Annotated in this window: 14 protein-coding genes; 7 read left to right on the top strand and 7 right to left on the bottom strand. The window is 46.2% G+C overall.

Going from position 1 to position 16,598, the window contains the following annotated elements:
* Positions 1–217 precede the first annotated feature (217 nt).
* The 4 genes from ACYVGR_RS26720 to ACYVGR_RS26705 all read right to left on the bottom strand — a co-directional run bounded on the left by ACYVGR_RS26720 (position 218) and on the right by ACYVGR_RS26705 (position 4,346).
* Positions 218–1,180 carry an amidohydrolase family protein gene (locus ACYVGR_RS26720; RefSeq protein WP_460962585.1) on the bottom strand — a complete coding sequence of 321 codons (963 nt, stop codon included), beginning with the start codon at positions 1,178–1,180 and terminating at the stop codon, positions 218–220.
* A 42-nt stretch (positions 1,181–1,222) separates the two neighbouring features.
* Complete coding sequence (locus ACYVGR_RS26715; RefSeq protein ID WP_460962583.1) at positions 1,223–2,308, bottom strand: Gfo/Idh/MocA family protein; 1,086 nt, start codon at positions 2,306–2,308, stop codon at positions 1,223–1,225.
* A gap of 110 nt (positions 2,309–2,418) precedes the next feature.
* Positions 2,419–3,342, bottom strand: a complete 924-nt coding sequence (locus ACYVGR_RS26710; protein WP_460962581.1) for a glycerophosphodiester phosphodiesterase family protein — start codon at positions 3,340–3,342, stop codon at positions 2,419–2,421.
* 101 nt (positions 3,343–3,443) lie between these two features.
* Complete coding sequence (locus tag ACYVGR_RS26705; RefSeq protein ID WP_460962579.1) at positions 3,444–4,346, bottom strand: DUF2911 domain-containing protein; 903 nt, start codon at positions 4,344–4,346, stop codon at positions 3,444–3,446.
* Between the two features lie 77 nt (positions 4,347–4,423).
* Here ACYVGR_RS26705 and ACYVGR_RS26700 point away from each other — a divergent pair, with 77 nt between their 5' ends.
* From ACYVGR_RS26700 to ACYVGR_RS26685, 4 genes are all read left to right on the top strand, one after another.
* Entirely contained in the window at positions 4,424–4,960 is a 537-nt protein-coding gene (locus tag ACYVGR_RS26700) for an NUDIX hydrolase (protein ID WP_460962577.1), read from the top strand.
* Between the two features lie 82 nt (positions 4,961–5,042).
* The gene (locus ACYVGR_RS26695) at positions 5,043–5,450 is read left to right on the top strand and encodes a hypothetical protein (protein ID WP_460962575.1); all 408 of its coding nucleotides are present in this window, start codon (positions 5,043–5,045) and stop codon (positions 5,448–5,450) included.
* A gap of 141 nt (positions 5,451–5,591) precedes the next feature.
* Positions 5,592–8,717 carry a two-component regulator propeller domain-containing protein gene (locus ACYVGR_RS26690; protein WP_460962573.1) on the top strand — a complete coding sequence of 1,042 codons (3,126 nt, stop codon included), beginning with the start codon at positions 5,592–5,594 and terminating at the stop codon, positions 8,715–8,717.
* Positions 8,718–8,819: 102 nt separating this feature from the next.
* Positions 8,820–9,557, top strand: a complete 738-nt coding sequence (locus ACYVGR_RS26685; RefSeq protein ID WP_460962571.1) for a LytR/AlgR family response regulator transcription factor — start codon at positions 8,820–8,822, stop codon at positions 9,555–9,557.
* 595 nt (positions 9,558–10,152) lie between these two features.
* Here ACYVGR_RS26685 and ACYVGR_RS26680 read toward each other — a convergent pair.
* From ACYVGR_RS26680 to ACYVGR_RS26670, 3 genes are all read right to left on the bottom strand, one after another.
* Positions 10,153–10,416, bottom strand: coding sequence for a hypothetical protein (locus ACYVGR_RS26680; RefSeq protein ID WP_460962569.1), 264 nt, complete (start codon positions 10,414–10,416; stop codon positions 10,153–10,155).
* 569 nt (positions 10,417–10,985) lie between these two features.
* Positions 10,986–11,627: a response regulator gene (locus tag ACYVGR_RS26675; RefSeq protein WP_460962567.1), complete on the bottom strand. Its 642-nt coding sequence runs from the start codon at positions 11,625–11,627 to the stop codon at positions 10,986–10,988.
* Positions 11,628–11,655: 28 nt separating this feature from the next.
* Positions 11,656–14,688, bottom strand: a complete 3,033-nt coding sequence (locus tag ACYVGR_RS26670; RefSeq protein WP_460962565.1) for a sensor histidine kinase — start codon at positions 14,686–14,688, stop codon at positions 11,656–11,658.
* A 550-nt stretch (positions 14,689–15,238) separates the two neighbouring features.
* Here ACYVGR_RS26670 and ACYVGR_RS26665 point away from each other — a divergent pair.
* From ACYVGR_RS26665 to ACYVGR_RS26655, 3 genes are all read left to right on the top strand, one after another.
* Positions 15,239–15,700 (top strand): transposase, encoded by a 462-nt coding sequence (locus ACYVGR_RS26665; RefSeq protein ID WP_460962563.1) that lies wholly within the window; start codon positions 15,239–15,241, stop codon positions 15,698–15,700.
* Between the two features lie 100 nt (positions 15,701–15,800).
* Positions 15,801–15,977, top strand: a complete 177-nt coding sequence (locus ACYVGR_RS26660; protein WP_460962561.1) for a hypothetical protein — start codon at positions 15,801–15,803, stop codon at positions 15,975–15,977.
* A gap of 23 nt (positions 15,978–16,000) precedes the next feature.
* Positions 16,001–16,255 carry a hypothetical protein gene (locus ACYVGR_RS26655; RefSeq protein ID WP_460962559.1) on the top strand — a complete coding sequence of 85 codons (255 nt, stop codon included), beginning with the start codon at positions 16,001–16,003 and terminating at the stop codon, positions 16,253–16,255.
* Positions 16,256–16,598: the final 343 nt, after the last annotated feature.

Genomic DNA, 16,598 nt, shown 5'->3' with positions numbered 1-16,598 from the left:
TTGATTATCCAGCCTACCGATCATGACAACCGGTCTAGAAGACCATCCCGACGTAGGTATGAGCTGGACAACCAAAGATTATTTGTTCAAGGCAAACTTACAATTCCGACGTCAGGAGGAATCTCAAGCTTAGCTAATACGAAAGTTGAGATTCCTCCTGACGTCGGAATGACAAAAAAAGCTATATTTTATTAGTAGAAAAGCCCAGTCAGACACATTACCCTGGCTGAGTAGGATCGCGTTTATGCCACTGGTACGCCTTAATCGAATTCTTCCAGAAGTACTTTTCTGCCACAGGCTGGCCTTTACTCATAAAGTATTCATGAACCAATCGTAGGCCGACATTGAAGGGCAACCATTGATCGCTGTTGGGCCAGTCACTTCCATACAGCAACCGATCTTCTCCGAAACGGTCGAACAGCTCATCCAGGTGTGCCCGATAGAAACTGACTGTCTGCGGTATTTTTCCATCCACTCGGCGCAGGACTTCCGAAATCTTTACGTACACCTGAGGGCGCTGACCTAACTCGTGTAAATACGTTTCACAGGCCTTCTTCGTTTTTGTATCCTGTGGTGTTACCATTTGGGGAAGGTGATCGATGATTACCCGCAGCGTAGGCACTTGATCCGTCAATCGTACGATGGCTGCCAGTAAGGCCGGGTTTGGGTTCGCGGTATCCAACACGAGACCAGCCTGAGCCAGTAGCTGAAGATCAGATACAAATCTGGGATTCGATAATTGGCCCGCTAAATCCCGATCCCAAAGGTTTCCGTGCCGAATGCCGCGAAACAACGGATTACGTTGGAAACGCTCAAGCTGCTGACGGAAGTTTGGTTTCCCCGGCTCAAGATTGCCTATGATGCCAACGATGATCTTATCCTCTGCTGCCTGGTCGAGAACCCACTGATTGTCTTCCAGCCAGGGGCTAGCTTCGACAACCACTGCCCCCACAACACCTAGCGGGACGGCAATTTTCCGATATCGGGCTGGAAGCGCTGGCTGATACAGAATACCATCTTTGGGAGTCGGCCAGGGCACGCCCCCAGGACGAGTTGGGTCGAACAAATGAATATGGGTGTCGATGATGGGGATTGCCTGAGCGGCTTCCCAGTCGAATGAACTAAGCCCAACGGTGGCGGAAGCGCCAGCCGTTAGGGCCAGAAAATGTCTGCGATTCATGAGCAGCACCTTGATTGAACGAATATCTGACGAAGAGAAAGGCTATTTTAACGAAACCGTCTTTCCCGACTTGGCCGACAGCTTGGCTGCTTCTAAAATCTCAACCGCTGTTACATTAATCGGTAGCTCGTATAAATCGTTCTGATCTAACTTCAGTCGTCCCTGAACCACGTCGGCTAATACCGAAAAAGGATCGGTGAATGGAGCGGGCCGAGGGTCTATTTTCTTGCGCTCTTCGGGGTCTTTGTTTTGCAATCGTTCTCGAATGGTGGTTGCATCTACGGCAACAGCGTACCCTTTTGTGCCGTAGACCTCCATATCTTTCCGGGCAAATGTCCAGTTCCACGAGCCCTGAATAATGCATTGGGCCGACAGATACTGCAACACAATGGTGGCTTCATCATCGACTTTGGGGTAAATGTCTGGCTTGTTTTGATGAGTGACGGCGGTTACGGTCAACGGCTTTTGCCCTTTCATTAACCAGGTCATCAGATTAGCTCCGTAACACCCAAAGTCGATTAAGGCGCCAGCGCCATTCTTGGCCGGGTCAGTCAGAATAGCAAAGAATTCGTTACTGACCCCAATTTCTTTGGGTCCCTGATGCCCATCATTGATCATCACTTTCTTGATCTCACCCAATTTGCCTGCCTCATAAAGCTCATGAACGTACTGATTGCTGGCATACCAGGACGTTTCGAAGTTCGTCAGTACTTTGATGTTATTTTTTTGTGCAAGGCTTTGGATTTCTTTGGCATCAGCAAACGTAGTCGCGAGTGGTTTTTCGACCATTACGTTGATCTTTCTGGGCGCGCACGCCCGAACAATACCAATGTGATCGCTGATAGCCCCAAAAGCCGAAACGGCATCCGGCTTTGTTTGGTCAAGCATCTTGCCCAAGTCAGTGAAAAATAGCTTTCTATCCAGTTTGTAGCGGTTAACAAACCGATCGACCAAGGCCTGGTCGGTTTCATAAATACCAACGAGTTCTGTGTCTTTTTTATCGGGACGATTAAATACCCAGCCTACGTGGCCATGACTTAATCCGGCAATGGCGAGTCGAAGAGGAGTTTGAGCTTGGCTGGAGATTAGCAGCAGTAAACAAAAAGCAGTAGTGGTTAAAAGCTTCATTAGTTTGGCTTAACGAGTTGACTCATCCAGAAGTTATTTTTCGGCTTCCTATACTTGGTTCTTTGTACTTTGTGAGTAGGGTATCAACGAGCGTCTCAAGAATAGACCGCCTATTTTGGTTTAGTAGAATTAGTTGCTCCCGCTTTAGGAAGGTTTAGCGCCTTGGCCACGTCAATAGGGTAATCAGACTCCAGAATGCTTGCTCCATCCTCAATAATAGCCCGATAAGCGTTTAATCGTTCCGGCTCATTGGGCAACTTATCGTAACTTGATGCGGCCGAAATCATACACATAATCCCTTTGCCATTTAGGAGCTGGTAAAGTTCCTTGTTCTCTGGTTTGATCGTTGGGCCGATGTAGGCAATCATGTTGCTCGCTGGAATACCCAATTTTTCGTAGGCCTCCAGTTCCTGTCTGTTTTTAATGAAAGCGGAAAACATCAAGTCTTTATTATCCCTGTAATAGTACAGTGCCTGCTCTGGCGAATGAACCGTGAGCATCACAAAAGCTGTGGCTTTGTGCTTACGTATGATAGCTGCTGTCATAGAAGGGGGCACATCTTTTCGGTCCAGATTAAGTATTGTTTTACCTCTTGCCCATTCGATGGCTTCCTCCAACGTTGGCATCCGTTGTTGCGTTAGATTGCCCTGAATATCTTTCAACCGGAGTTTTTTGAGTTCTTCCCAGGTATAGTCGGAGAGCTTGCCGGTACCATTGGTCATTCGCTCCAGGGTAGCATCGTGGAGTAGCACAATAACACTATCTTTGGTGAGCCGAGGGTCGGTTTCAAAAAAAGCGGGCGTGTATTTTAGGGTGTTTTCGAAAGACGCCAGCGAGTTTTCGGCAAATCCATTCACCATACCTCCTCGGTGTCCACTAATGATGGGTTGTTTTTTATCGGACCATTTAAAATAAGCATGAAGGTCCTGCACCGTCTTTATGGGGAGTCGGTGCAGCGGTTGCGCCTTTAGGTGTGTCGGGTGAGTAAGCGCCAGCAGGGTTGTTAGTATGGGGAGAAGAAGTCGGAATTTCATTCGCTGATTTTTAGGGTTGATTGCCATTCATGTGATGGGATAAAACCAACAAAAGGCGACATTGAGTGCCGCCTTTTGTTGGTCTACAGAATCAAAATTCATTACGCCTTCTTTTTACCTTTTCCGGCTTTCACCGCTGGTACAGCAGGGACTTTCGATGTATATTCTGCAATGCTTTTCTCGATGCCATCCTTGAAAAATGGGAACGCGCCGTCGTTCGATGATTGTCCCATGGTAAGGGCTTTCTGCGCGAGGGGCAGGGCATCGCTATACTTGCCCATTTTCGCCAGAATCTGCGATTTTACGTATAGATTCCGGTAGTTTTCTCCCTTCGCAATTGATCGGTCGATCCAACCCAGCGACTGCTCCAGGTTACGCCCTTTCGAGAGGTTGTAGCTGGCGGCTGCCTGTAAAACAGCGGCATCATCGGGTTTGTCGGCTACAGCTTTGTCGACATTGGCAGCTGCGTTGGCGTTGACATCAACCTTAAGATCGGCGCTGGCTTTTACATTGGCCCACATGAAATTCAGTTTTGCCGTACTGTCGGTCAGGTCGCTAAAGTTAATGGTGAACGTTTCCACCTTATCACTGATTTCGGCAGGCGTCATCTCTACCCGCAGAGCGTCATCTGCCTGTTTGTATTCCGCTTCGGAAACCGTCTTGTTTTTGCTGAAAATCAAGGTAGCACTACTTTCGGCAGGAATCGTCAAAATGGCATATGTTCCGGCGGGTAGGGTTTTCCCATTGACCATCAAATCAGTGGTGGTGGTAATATTGGTTGCGGCATTGGCACCCGTTCGCCAAACTTTTCCGAGAGGAACAAACGAATCGGTGAAGGGTTGGCGGCCTTTCAGGCTTGGGCGTGAGTACGTTACGGTTAAGTCGGTTGTGCCAATGGTTTGCATAACTGTGGCACCAGGGCTAGGCGAAGGCAATTTAATTTGAGCAGTAGCTAACTGGGCTACAAGGCAGAGTGTAACACCGCTCAGTACGAGTTTACGCATGACTTTAGAATAAGTTGGTTTTAGGTGTTTATGAAAAACAGCACCAAATTGCGGCTTTTTAAGCAAAAACCCAATTCATGCATCGACAACCCTTGCTTCAGTTACTTCATCAGCACATACCGGCCGATCCGAATGAACAAGCTATGACTCAGGCTACTATTGCCTTTGTAGAGCAATATTCTGATTGTTTTGACCGGTCGTTACTCATTGGACACGTGACGGGATCGGCCTGGATTGTTGATCCCGATCGTACGCAAACGCTTCTAATCCACCACCGTAAGCTTGATCGTTGGCTCCAGCCCGGTGGACATGCCGATGGCGACCCAGACGTAGCGGCTGTTGCGCTCCGTGAAGCGCAGGAAGAAACCGGGTTGAGTTCGGTGCGATTACTATCACCCGCTATTTTCGACGTCGATGTACATCAAATTCCGGCCCGGAAAGAGGTACCTGAGCACCTGCACTATGACATTCGATTTTTATTGGAAGCGGACCCAAATGAATTGTTTGGGGATTCTGATGAAATTAATAATATCCGGTGGTTTTCATTAGAAAAGGCCTCCGAATTGACCGATTCGGAGTCGATTTTACGATTAATTCGAAAAAAACTACCTTAACTATAAGAATAGTAGATGTTTTCGTTGTTCTATTGTCCGACAGAGTACTAACTTTGTTGGATAACAAAACCATAGAAACGTCATGAAATCAATAGCCTTTTTGCTCGTCGGGGTCAGTATTCTGGCTGCGTCGGGGCAAGCCTTTTCTCAGGATGACGGACAGCGAAAGCCTCTAAATAACCCGATGTACTCAACCGGTAATTACAAACATTCGGGTATGGCAGCTTCGGCAAGTCGGTGGGAGCGAAAGCCAACGGTAGCCGTTAAAACGACGACACCGGCTGAGGGGCAATTAGCCAATTACAAACACCAGATGCCTACTACACAGCCAGTAGGCGGTATTACGGCAGAACATGTACCCTCGAATAACCTCGCTGATCGGAATTATAAAATTCAGCGGATAAGCGAGCCGCAAAATCAGGCTGCCAACGAATATTACGTATCGAAACAGCGTAAGAAAGACAGTACGACCATCGAGATTGGTCAATAATTGCCCATTTGGGCATGAATGCAGCGAGCTACCAGTCCGAAGGGTAGTCTCGCTGCTTTTGTTTTAGAGCCGTTAAGGTAGAAGACTGGGATATGCGTATTTTAGTAGAAAAAATAGCCCCGTTCCCGTTCGCTAATCCCCATGTTTTTCTGCCAAAAGCTTCGCCGTCTGGTTTCCCGGTTTTCGACATACAGCGGGCTGATGCTCCTGATTAGCTTATCGGTCAACTGTTGGGGGCAATTCAATTCTGGCAGTCTTCAGTTTGATCGATTGTCGGCGCAGAATGGCCTTTCGCATAATTCTATCCTGTGTATCTGGCAGGATTCCGACGGGTTTTTGTGGCTGGGTACCAAAGATGGGCTGAATAAATATGATGGTTATTCGTTTACCGTCTACAAACCCGACCCTGCCGATCCGGCTAATACCCTAAGCCATAACTGGATATCTGGAATTTGCCAGGACCGAAAAGGGCGTATGTGGGTAACGACCCTGGGCGGAGGCCTTCATTTATTTGATCGACAGACCGGTAAAACCATCACCTACCGAATTGATCCTGCCCGAATTTCGCTACGAAATGCCATGTTTTCGATTGTTGAGGACAGGGAGGGTATACTCTGGATTGCTTCTCGGGAAGGGTTGAATCGATTTGATCCTGAAACCCGAAAGTTTACGTTGTTTCCGTCGCCTAATCCCGAAAGACCTGATGTGTACACAGTTAAGGAGGACCGCCAAGGGCGATTATGGATTGGCACGAATAGCGGATTGTACCAACTCAATCGCCGAACGGGCGTTTATAGCCGTTTTGAATTAAGCCAGGGAACTACAGATACATCAGGGGCCGTATTGCTGATTTACCCTGATCCCACCGGGGCACTATGGATTGGCACGATGTCGGGACAATTCTATGAATTAACCGAGGCAGGGAAACTTCAGAAAATATATACCTATCAGCCTAAAGGGCGGGAAATTAATCGATACTATCCATTTGGGGCTCTTCAGATGGATAGAGCCGGGAATTTGTGGGGCACGCTTCCTGGCCATGATGGATTAATTCATGTCAACGTAAAAACGGGAAAACTGACTCGTGTGTTAGCCAGTCCTACACAAGCCGGAGGACTGAGTAGCCATACGATTTTTTCCCTCGGACTAAGCCGGGAAGGAATTCTATGGATCGGTACCGACAATGGGCTTGACAAGTACGTAGCGCAGCCTAAAAAATTTCATACGTTTCAGTTGGTTGCCAACAACAACATTGTTCGGTTGCCGGAAAATAGCATTCGGACCATATGCCAGGATCATTCGGGCGTTGTCTGGTTCAGTAATGATTTAGGCGAGTTGTATTCGTTTCATCGGGAAACAGGTCGTTATCAGCGGTATACGCTTGGGCCAGCTTCAGTCAGTCATGTATTTAATGATGGCGTAACGGCTATTTTCGAAGACCGAGCGGGGCAGCTATGGGTAAGTGCTGGTCTTTACTTACATCGACTGGATCGAAAAACGGGCTTGTTTTCTGCATATCCTTGTCAGGTTCGAGTGCGATGTATTCGGGAAGATGCGAGCGGGAAACTATGGATGGCAGGTCGAGGGCTGGCCTGCTTTGATCCCCAAACTCAACAGTTTACCTATTATTACCATGATCCAAAAAATCCCAATAGCCTGGGCGACGAATCGCTAGTGGCGGTATTGCCTACTCGGGATGGAACCATATGGGCCGCTTCTACCCGAAGAGGGCTTAGCCGACTTTATCCAAAAACAGGAAGCTTTATTCATTACCAGCCGCATTATCAGCAGGCCCTTGGTTATTTAACGGATAAAGATATTCGCAGCCTGTATGAAGATCGTCAGGGACAGTTGTGGGTGGGGACCAATCAGGGCGGTTTAAACCGGTATGATGCCCGAACGGATTCATTCACCGCCTTTACGACCAAGGATGGACTCCCGAATAATCATATCGTTGGTATTGTGGAAGATAGAGCAGACAACCTGTGGCTGTCGACCAATCAGGGCGTCTGTCGGTTCAATCCCAAAACCAAGGTATGCCGCAATTACGATGAAAGCGATGGTTTGCAATCCAATGAGTTTTTTGATGCCTGCGCAGCAGGGATGAATGGCCAGCTAGTATTTGGTGGACCGAATGGGTTCAATATTTTCGATCCGTCAACCATTCAGGAAAATCCTCTGATTCCGCCCGTTCGCATTACACGGGTTCAGATCCAGAATATGACCGAACAATTACCTATTGAAACGCTTGAACTCCCGTATCAGGAAAATGACCTTTCATTCGACTTTGTGGCGCTCAATTTTATCATGCCTGAGAAGAATCAGTATGCCTACCAATTAACGGGTGTCGACAAAGGGTGGGTGTATTGTGGTGCCCGGCGTTTTGTGAGTTATACCAATCTGGACTCAGGAACCTATACATTTCGGGTAAAGGCCTCTAATAACGATGGAGTCTGGAATGAGCAGGGAGCACATCTCCACATTACGATTCAGTCGCCTTTTTGGCAAACCTGGTGGTTCAGAGGGTTGATGTTCTTGCTTACGTTGGGTCTGATTTACATGGCTTTACAATATCGGATTCGGCAGGTCAAGCATCAGGAAGCGCAAAAAACGGCTTTCAATAAGCAGTTAGCTGCTATGGAAATGCAGGCACTCAGGGCGCAGATGAACCCTCATTTTATCTTCAACAGCCTTAACTCAATTAACCGATTCATCATGAAAAATGAATCGGAGAAAGCATCAGACTATTTATCCAAATTCTCGAAACTGATCCGACTGATTTTGCATCATTCGAGCATGCCTGTGGTCACGCTGGAAAGCGAACTTGAATCGCTACAACTCTACCTGACGCTCGAATCGCTTCGGTTCGATAATCAGTTCACATTTTCGATTCAGATTGGCAAAGAAGTTGAACCCGCCTATACCGAACTACCGCCTATGATTATTCAACCGTATGTTGAAAATGCTATTTGGCATGGACTCATGCACAAAGAGGGGGGAGGTTGCATAACGATTAACTGGCATGTAGAGAAAGATGTCCTGATTTGCACGATTGAGGATAATGGTATTGGTCGGAAAAAATCGGCCGAATTGAAGAGCAAATCAGCTACCCGAACGAAATCAATGGGTATGCAGATTACCTCGAACCGATTAAAACTTAGTCAGTTGTTAGATGGCAGACAGCCAACCGTGCACATCCGGGATCTGGTTGATCCAGACGGCGAACCCGCCGGAACAAGTGTAACGGTACGTATCCCGATTAGCTAATAAGCTATTTTTCTGACAGGATTTACAGGATGAACAGGATGTTTTTTTCGATTTTCAATCCTGTTCATCCTGTAAATCCTGTCAGAAAAAACGATTTCATGTATGATAAAAGCAATAATTATTGACGACGAAGCCCACTGTCGGGAAACACTATCCATGCAGTTGGCTAAGTATTGTCCGCAGGTAATCGTACTGGCTGAGTGTCGTTCGGCAGCCGAAGGACTGAAAGCGATAGCCGAGCATACACCTGATTTGCTCTTTCTAGATGTAGAAATGCCGCTGATGAATGGCTTCGAAATGCTGGAAGAACTCCCCGGCATTTCGTTCGATGTTATCTTCACCACCGGTTATGATACCTATGCCATAAAAGCCATTCGATTTAGTGCGCTGGATTACCTGCTGAAACCCATTGATAAAGATGATTTGCTGAAAGCCGTTGCCAAAGTCAACCTGCAACCAGAACCACATATGGCTCAGCAGATTGAGCTATTGCTTCAGAAACTAGGCCACAAACCCGCCTTACAGAAAATAGCGCTGCCCAGCCTGCAAGGGTTTGAACTGGTGATGATCGACACCATTATCCGTTGTGAGGCCGATAACAATTATACGCACGTATTCCTCAAATCGCGCCAGTCGTTACTTGTTTCCAGAACCCTAAAGGAGATCGAAGAAATGCTGGAAGAGAGTTCGTTTTTACGGGTTCACCAATCCCATCTGATTAATCTGAACGAAATTATCCGCTACGTTCGGGGCGAAGGGGGCTATGTTGTCATGAGCGACAACTCGACCGTACACGTGTCCCGCAGCCGGAAGGATGAGTTACTGAAGATTTTTCGGTGAAATTTTGCTCTTCCCAATACCATCTGTAATCGGCCAATTGCTCATCCAAATCGGTTTAATACTCATTCTGAGTAGGATTTCCTCTTTCTCAAATGGTAGTTTATAGCAGCTAAGGCGTATTCGAATGAGAAAACGATAGCGCAGTTGCTTGTTTATCGAAGCAACCTATTCATATAGATATTGACGCATGATAAAAGTCACTGGATTTAAGTAATAGTTAATTGTTAAGGAAAGCAGTCTCCGTCTTGAGAGCCTGCTTTTTTGTGCTAAGAACCTTAGTCAATGGTTTGAGGGGTGGGCATTATTGAAAAGCGGCTTTTAAGGCTTCCATGCTGCCCAATTCCTATTGGTTAGTGAAATTATCGTACATCATCAACTGAACGGTGCAACTAGCCATCAATAAATAAGCACTGACTCGGGCTAGCTTTGTAAGGGAGTGGATTAATAGCAGCTAGTACTCGTCCAATTTAGTTTCTATAGATTCTTTTGATTCTATCATTTTTGATTATCAGCACAATAGAATCTATAGAATCCCCTAGAATCTATTTTGCCAAAGCACTAGTTGAGTAAGTTCTTTAATATGGGCGAAAGTAGGTTAAATGGAAGGTTTTCGTCGGCTGTAGGTTAACCGGCCCACCACACTGCCCGCCATGTCATTATAGTACTTCTTGAATGTGCTCATCTGCTTGGTGACCTTGAGGAGGTAAGGCGTGGTAACTAATACGGAAAACTGTTGATAGATCGCCTGCAGGAAATGGTGGGCAAAGTAGCCACTATCGGCCACGACAATGCCTAGGCGTTGTTTCAAAGGCGCAATCAGCGTCTCCAGCAACGTATAATCTTTGGTGGCAGCCGTCACAGGAAAGAAAGTTAACTCTTTGCTGGATCGCCAGAGTGACGTTCAGTTGACTATCTGTATTAACCAGCATCTGTTCTGTAATCTGTAGATGAACGGAGCGTAGGTACTATGTATCTGCTTGGTAAGCTAACCGTGAGAAATCAGGTAGTTGGATCACCCCAACTACCTGATTTGAGGGTATTCATGAAAAGCAGGAAATTAGCAAAAAGACTTCTTCTCTTTCCATGAATGCCAGATAATAAGAGATAGATAACTTATTTAGAAGATTGGGGGTGGATAAAAGCAGAAAGCTTTAATTGATTGGATAGTAGACGCAGTATTAATTCCTATTTGACTGATATCTCATGTTTTTGCGTTTTTACACTAAGCCTGATGGCAATCAGAAAGAAAGATCTTTCCTAAACATGTGGATTTAATTGATTGACTAATCTGCTGACAAAATTGGAGCGAGTACCAACAGATTTCAATACCCCAAGTGGGGTATTTTTGGGTCTTATGCTGCCTAGTAGGCAAGCAGATTTTTGTGGAAAATTGTGGATGGACAGTGACTCAGTCAATAGACCGATGCTTCATAGATTGTGACTCGTCGCGAACTTGATCAAGTCGGCCAGATGACTAATACCCAATTTATAATAGATGTTTTTTCGGTGAGTTTTAACGGTCTGTTCAGCCAGGTATAGTTTACGAGCTACATCAGCATTTGTCAGGCCCTGGCAAAGCAGCGGAATAATTTCGATTTCCCGTTTGGTTAAGCTAAATTGTTTGAAAAAATCATCTTCTTGATGCTGAACGGCCAACAGATTTTGCAGACTCGGATCGAAATAGACTCCGCCCGCTAAAATGATGGCGAGACCTTCCAGCAGGCTTGTTTTGCGGATGTTTTTCAGCATATAGCCAGCTACACCGATTGCCTGAGCCTCTTCAACAAATTTTACGGAGCCATACATAGTGAGAAATACAATTCGAAGATTTGGATTCTCCTTGACCAGCTGCTGAGCTATATCCAACCCGTTACGACCAGGCATATTGATATCTAGCAAAAGTACCTGGGGCCTTAGTGTGTGGACCGCAGCCAGTACCTCATCCCCTGAATAAACCTGACCAATAATCTGGTAGGGGACCTCCGGTGCGGTTAGCAAATTGGCGAGAGCATCGTTGAATAAATAATGATCATCTGCAATGAGAATAGTTGGTAACACCTGTGTAGTCATCGAAAGGTTATTTAGCGATCAAAAGGTGTTATAAAGGCATGGACAGGGTTGTCGTTGTACTACCAGTTCGGGAGTCGATCTGCAAACTGGCATTCAGAAATTTCGCTCTCGACTTAATGTTGCGCAGACCAATTCCCATCTTTTGCTCGTTTCCTTCAAGAGTATAGCCGATGCCATCGTCTTCCATAATCATCATCAACCGATCGGGGTAGTAGAGAAGCTGTAAAGTAGCCTGTTGAGCGTGTGCATGTTTAGCGACATTGTTGAGCAGTTCTAAGGCAATCCGATATAAAGTCAGTTCAATATCTGAGGCTAAAGGCTGTTCCGTTCCAAAAATAATCAGTTCAATAGGCATGGCCGCTCGTTGACTGATTCGCGGAACAGCTTCCTCTAGCGCGGCCCGTAATCCTAACCGATCAAATTCAGGTGGCATCAGATTGTGAGAAATTGTTCGAATGTCGTCAATAACATGATCCAGTAGATGGAGCAGTCGTTGCGTATTATGGTTCCGATGCTCTAGTTCATACCGGACTGCAGATAGGGTTGCCCCCAAGTCATCGTGTAAATCAGCAGCCAGACGTTGCCGTTCCTCTTCCTGAGCAGTTAACACCGTCCGCATCATTCCCTGCTGACGTCTCAATTTCCACTTGATGTATACCCAAGCAAGACCGGCCAGTAAACCCAGGATACAAACAAATAAAAGCATCCGGAACCAAAAACTCTGCCAGATCGCGGGCTGAATAAGGAAGGTGATTGACACTGGCCTAAAGCTTACGGTTCGGTTATGGTCTACTGCCCTTACGCTTAGTGTATACGTATCGGGATCAAGATCCGTAAATTCTTTGACGCGTTTTTGATTCAATGAATGCCAGGTTGAATCAGGCTGCTCTTTACTGTAAAGGTAGTATTCATAGGTTAAGGTCTGGTTCTTGATAAACGTGGGGGCAATAAACTCAAGGCCAATATTATTTTGACTGTGCGAGAGCTCGTAGCGGTTCCGGATTGGCATGGATCGACCATTGATCGCTAACAGGCTGATGCGCACAGGTAAAACGGGAGCTGACGATTGAGTAGGTAGGTTTTCATCCGATAAACTAATTTTTGATACCCCTTTGTTGGTACCGACATACAGCGTATCCAGTTGCTCGTAAACGCTGTGTACTTCCTGAGAGGGTAACCCGTTTTTCAGGGATAGCTTGGTAAAGCTGTACCTAAAAGGCTGATGGTGGGTCGTTTGAACGAGCAATACACCTTGATTGGTCGCTGCGTAGACCCGATCGCTGATGGAGGAATAGTGAATATCTTTGATGGTCAAACCCAGGGTTTGACCAATTGGTGTTTCATTTCTATCCGATAATCGGATTAACCCATCCCCGTCTGTACTAATCCACAGAGCATCATGACGGTCAATGCTCAAGTCGTATACAGGGCCACGTAAAGCGAACTTAGTCGGTAAGCTGATGACTGACTCACTAAGCTGATCCGTTGCCCGTTGAACGCTATAGGCCTGAAGCCCGGTCGCCAAGCCTGTCCACAGGATTTTTTTTCGATTTATAGCCAACGAGAAGGTGCGTCGAGTACTCAGAAGGGGCAGAACCTGGTAATGATTGTTTACCAGCGTTAATTGATACACGCGGTATGTGGTGGCGATATATAACCCATTGTCATTCATCGGACAAAAATCCTTGAGCGACTTCCACCGGAATAGGTACGCTTTGTCGGGATAAAGGGTAGCCAGGAACGTATCTCTTTTTGCTTTTGTATGATCCAGTTCCTGCATGTCGATTGGCCGATTTTTTACCAGCGAAATGGGAACGATAGCATGATAGATATTATCCCAGCAAATCAAGACATGATGTTGCCCCAAACTGGTAATACGATTAACTTTTGCCGGATAAATCGGATTCAGTGCCAACCGATGAACGCCCTGTTTATCCTGCCAATAGATTTCACCATTCACCGTACCAAACCACATTCGTCCAGAAGCGTCCGTTGTAATGACGCTCACGGATTTCTCCTGAAGCTCAGCAATATTCATGACAGCAAGTGCCTTCTGGGTAATCATTAATAAGCCCTGATCTTTTGTGGCAATCCACAAATTACCCTCTCGATCAATGAGCAAACTATTGATGGCCAGATGCTCTATAAAATCATATATACGCAATCGATTTAGGTTTTGGTCGATGACGAAATGTCCTTTTTGCGTCACGACTAAAATCAATCCACTCTCACCAATCCGACTCAAACGAACCAGTTTTTCGTCCTGACTCTTAGCCAATTCATTCATTGGTTTGGTGCGAGAGGTGCGGCCATTGTAGAGGGTTATCGACTGTTCTTTCCCGAAAACGGTTTGGTTGGGGTATAAAAGAACCGTCCGAACATACCGGCTCTGCTCTTTCCATTTATCAGGTAATAAGGCGGACGAGGTCCTCGCAAAAAAATCGATGTTTTCGTATAAGGACTGAACCACAAAATCATCTGCATATTTACCCAAAATAGGTACCTGACGAATTAAGTCGGCCTTGTTGATTTGCGAAGCTTTTGTAGGAGTCGACGTATGATTCTCTGATTTTAGCGCCAGATGAGTGCCTTCACTCAAAATCGCAAATGTTCCTTTTGCCCGGCCATCAATGATCCCCCAGGTAAGTTCGTTCGAATAAAAAGGATTAGGGATGGAATGTACTTTTCGTTTAGTCAAATCATAATAAGCAAAAGCGGATGAATAGCTCATAAACCAAACTCGTCGTCGGCTATCCTCCATGATCCCCCAGGTATCATTATAAGGAAGTCCTTCACGCGTTGTAAATCGGTCAAATCGCTGGCTATCAAAACGAACAACACCCTGATCGGTACAAACCCAAATTAGGCCTTCACTATCTTGAAAAACACGATAAACAAATGAACTGGGTAAGCCGTCATCCACAGTATATCGATGGCTATACGTTGGTTGGGCCTTTAGCCTGGGAGACGGTACGACTACTAGAAAAGTTACCAATACCAATGATAGTACGCTCAAAGCCTTCGTACGACCTACTCCCAAAGAGACAGATAGTTTACTCATGATTTTGAAGCGCCTGCAAATGGTGTATCGTTAGCCAAAAAATGAACAAATGTGGTCAGGCCATTCCTGTTCTGAAATGAGAAGTGTTATGACACTCTGCTTTTGCTAAAAAATATGATTTTCGGTAATTCAGTAGCGATGATAACTGTTTAGTTTGTGGTCATTTAGCTGATAGATGGTCTCAGTCGCTCCAATAAACATCGGTCGACAGTATATAGTGACTCTGACAGAAATATAAAGCTTTGTTACGCGAATGCAAAAGGAGCAGGCCTGTTGATCAGCCATTTATTTTCTCATACTAGGCAGCTGCTAATTAACCTGAACTATGCAGTTAATTATTACATCGTACACCGCTAAAAATAGAACAAAATAGGCTGAATTTTAAGGCATAGAATGGTTACCCAAGCTCGTGCGATATTACGATTTTTCGAGACAGCCAGGTCGTAATTGCTTTGGAAATAGGGGAGGGGATGAGCCGGTCCACCGGAGCGGTCATCTCTCCAGATTAAACAGGCTGGTGGGATGCAACGAGGTAAAACCGATAAAGTTGATGCCCAACGAATCGCCCAGTACGCTTATGGCAACGGCCACCCGGCGCTTTCGTGATCAGATCCGACTTTGGACCCCACCTCGCGAGGTGATGCAGCAATTGGCCTTTCTAAGCGCGACTCGTCAACGACTCAATCAGGCGTATAACCTACTAGCTGTTCCAGTGAGCGAACAGGAAACGTTCATCCGTAAGTCGCTCCAGAAGACACTAAAAAGCAATGTTAAAAAGTCTTTAGCCGCTCTCAAAGAAGAACAAAAAGCGATTGAGGTGCAGATTCATGACTTGATCCAGGCGGATGTTCACCTGAAAGAGCTATTTGATTTGATGGTCTCCGTACCGGGCGTTGGCCCCGTCATTGCTACTGAATTACTGTTGGCCACCAACGAAATGCAGACGATCAATGATCCCAAAAAATTGGCGGCTTCGGCCGTCCGATTGCCATGCGGGTGTAGCTCCTTTTGACAGGGCCGCCTGTGCGGTACCGCTCCGGCAGTAGCATCCGAGGCCGAACCAAGGCTTTCAGGCCCGTAAACGCCTGAAAGCCTTGGTTCATCTGGGTACTATGTCTGCGATTCAGGTAGCAGGAGACCTTCAGGGCTACTATATCCGCAAGCTCAAGGAAGGCAAGCCCAAAATGCTGGTCATTAATGCAGCCCGTAACAAGCTTATCCATCGCGTCTGTGCCGTTGTGCGCCGGGGCGAAAAATATGACAAAAATTATACGCCAGCCCTTACTTAATCCATAGAAATCGGTGCGGTGCCATGTCGGTTATCCAGATGAAGGGTGAGCTACGTGATTATTATCGGCGGAAAGTAGGCGAAGGCAAGAACAAAATATTAGTACTGAAGGCGGTTCGCAACAAACTCATCCATCGTGTCTGCTCGGTAGTTCACCGCCAGCAGAAATATGATAAAAACTATGCACCAACCAGGTGGCATAACCCATGGAAATCCGTGCGGTCTTTAGTCCGAATTTCTATGGCTCCAGCCACCCGGTTGAGTCCTGTGCTTCAGTAATCTAGTGAGGTCCTGAATCGATCCATGAGTCGCGAACTCAGCCGAAGACAGTAGGGCATCCCCACTGGCACTGGTTTATCCTCATTTTGAGTGCTTTCCAGGTAAGTCATTCTTGGAATTTTACAGTGGCTCAAATCTAAAGGCCGAAGCGGCCATCCTTCTAACTGTCGAATGTGTAGGCTAGGATAGTTCATGAGCATGAATCGGATGGCTTGGTAACGGACCGAGCCACGGCGGCTTTTTCTCGATATCAACGCCTAATTCCTACTCGGCTACCTTAACTATAGTGGAATAATACAGGGCTTTGAATTTTGCTACTTCCAGTTCTTGTTCTAGTTCATGC

Source organism: Spirosoma litoris, from assembly GCF_054776755.1.
Note: the sequence above shows the minus strand (reverse complement) of the source record. Positions and strands in the feature narration are given on the sequence as shown.

What these genes read in the sequence shown, in the direction of transcription:
- ACYVGR_RS26695 (WP_460962575.1), top strand. Translation starts at nt 5,043, where the DNA reads ATGAAATCAATAGCCTTTTTGCTCGTCGGGGTCAGTATTCTGGCTGCG.
- ACYVGR_RS26705 (WP_460962579.1), bottom strand. Translation starts at nt 4,346, where the DNA reads ATGCGTAAACTCGTACTGAGCGGTGTTACACTCTGCCTTGTAGCCCAG.
- ACYVGR_RS26670 (WP_460962565.1), bottom strand. Translation starts at nt 14,688, where the DNA reads ATGAGTAAACTATCTGTCTCTTTGGGAGTAGGTCGTACGAAGGCTTTG.
- ACYVGR_RS26655 (WP_460962559.1), top strand. Translation starts at nt 16,001, where the DNA reads ATGTCGGTTATCCAGATGAAGGGTGAGCTACGTGATTATTATCGGCGG.
- ACYVGR_RS26685 (WP_460962571.1), top strand. Translation starts at nt 8,820, where the DNA reads ATGATAAAAGCAATAATTATTGACGACGAAGCCCACTGTCGGGAAACA.
- ACYVGR_RS26700 (WP_460962577.1), top strand. Translation starts at nt 4,424, where the DNA reads ATGCATCGACAACCCTTGCTTCAGTTACTTCATCAGCACATACCGGCC.
- ACYVGR_RS26675 (WP_460962567.1), bottom strand. Translation starts at nt 11,627, where the DNA reads ATGACTACACAGGTGTTACCAACTATTCTCATTGCAGATGATCATTAT.
- ACYVGR_RS26660 (WP_460962561.1), top strand. Translation starts at nt 15,801, where the DNA reads ATGTCTGCGATTCAGGTAGCAGGAGACCTTCAGGGCTACTATATCCGC.
- ACYVGR_RS26665 (WP_460962563.1), top strand. Translation starts at nt 15,239, where the DNA reads ATGCCCAACGAATCGCCCAGTACGCTTATGGCAACGGCCACCCGGCGC.
- ACYVGR_RS26720 (WP_460962585.1), bottom strand. Translation starts at nt 1,180, where the DNA reads ATGAATCGCAGACATTTTCTGGCCCTAACGGCTGGCGCTTCCGCCACC.
- ACYVGR_RS26715 (WP_460962583.1), bottom strand. Translation starts at nt 2,308, where the DNA reads ATGAAGCTTTTAACCACTACTGCTTTTTGTTTACTGCTGCTAATCTCC.
- ACYVGR_RS26710 (WP_460962581.1), bottom strand. Translation starts at nt 3,342, where the DNA reads ATGAAATTCCGACTTCTTCTCCCCATACTAACAACCCTGCTGGCGCTT.
- ACYVGR_RS26690 (WP_460962573.1), top strand. Translation starts at nt 5,592, where the DNA reads ATGTTTTTCTGCCAAAAGCTTCGCCGTCTGGTTTCCCGGTTTTCGACA.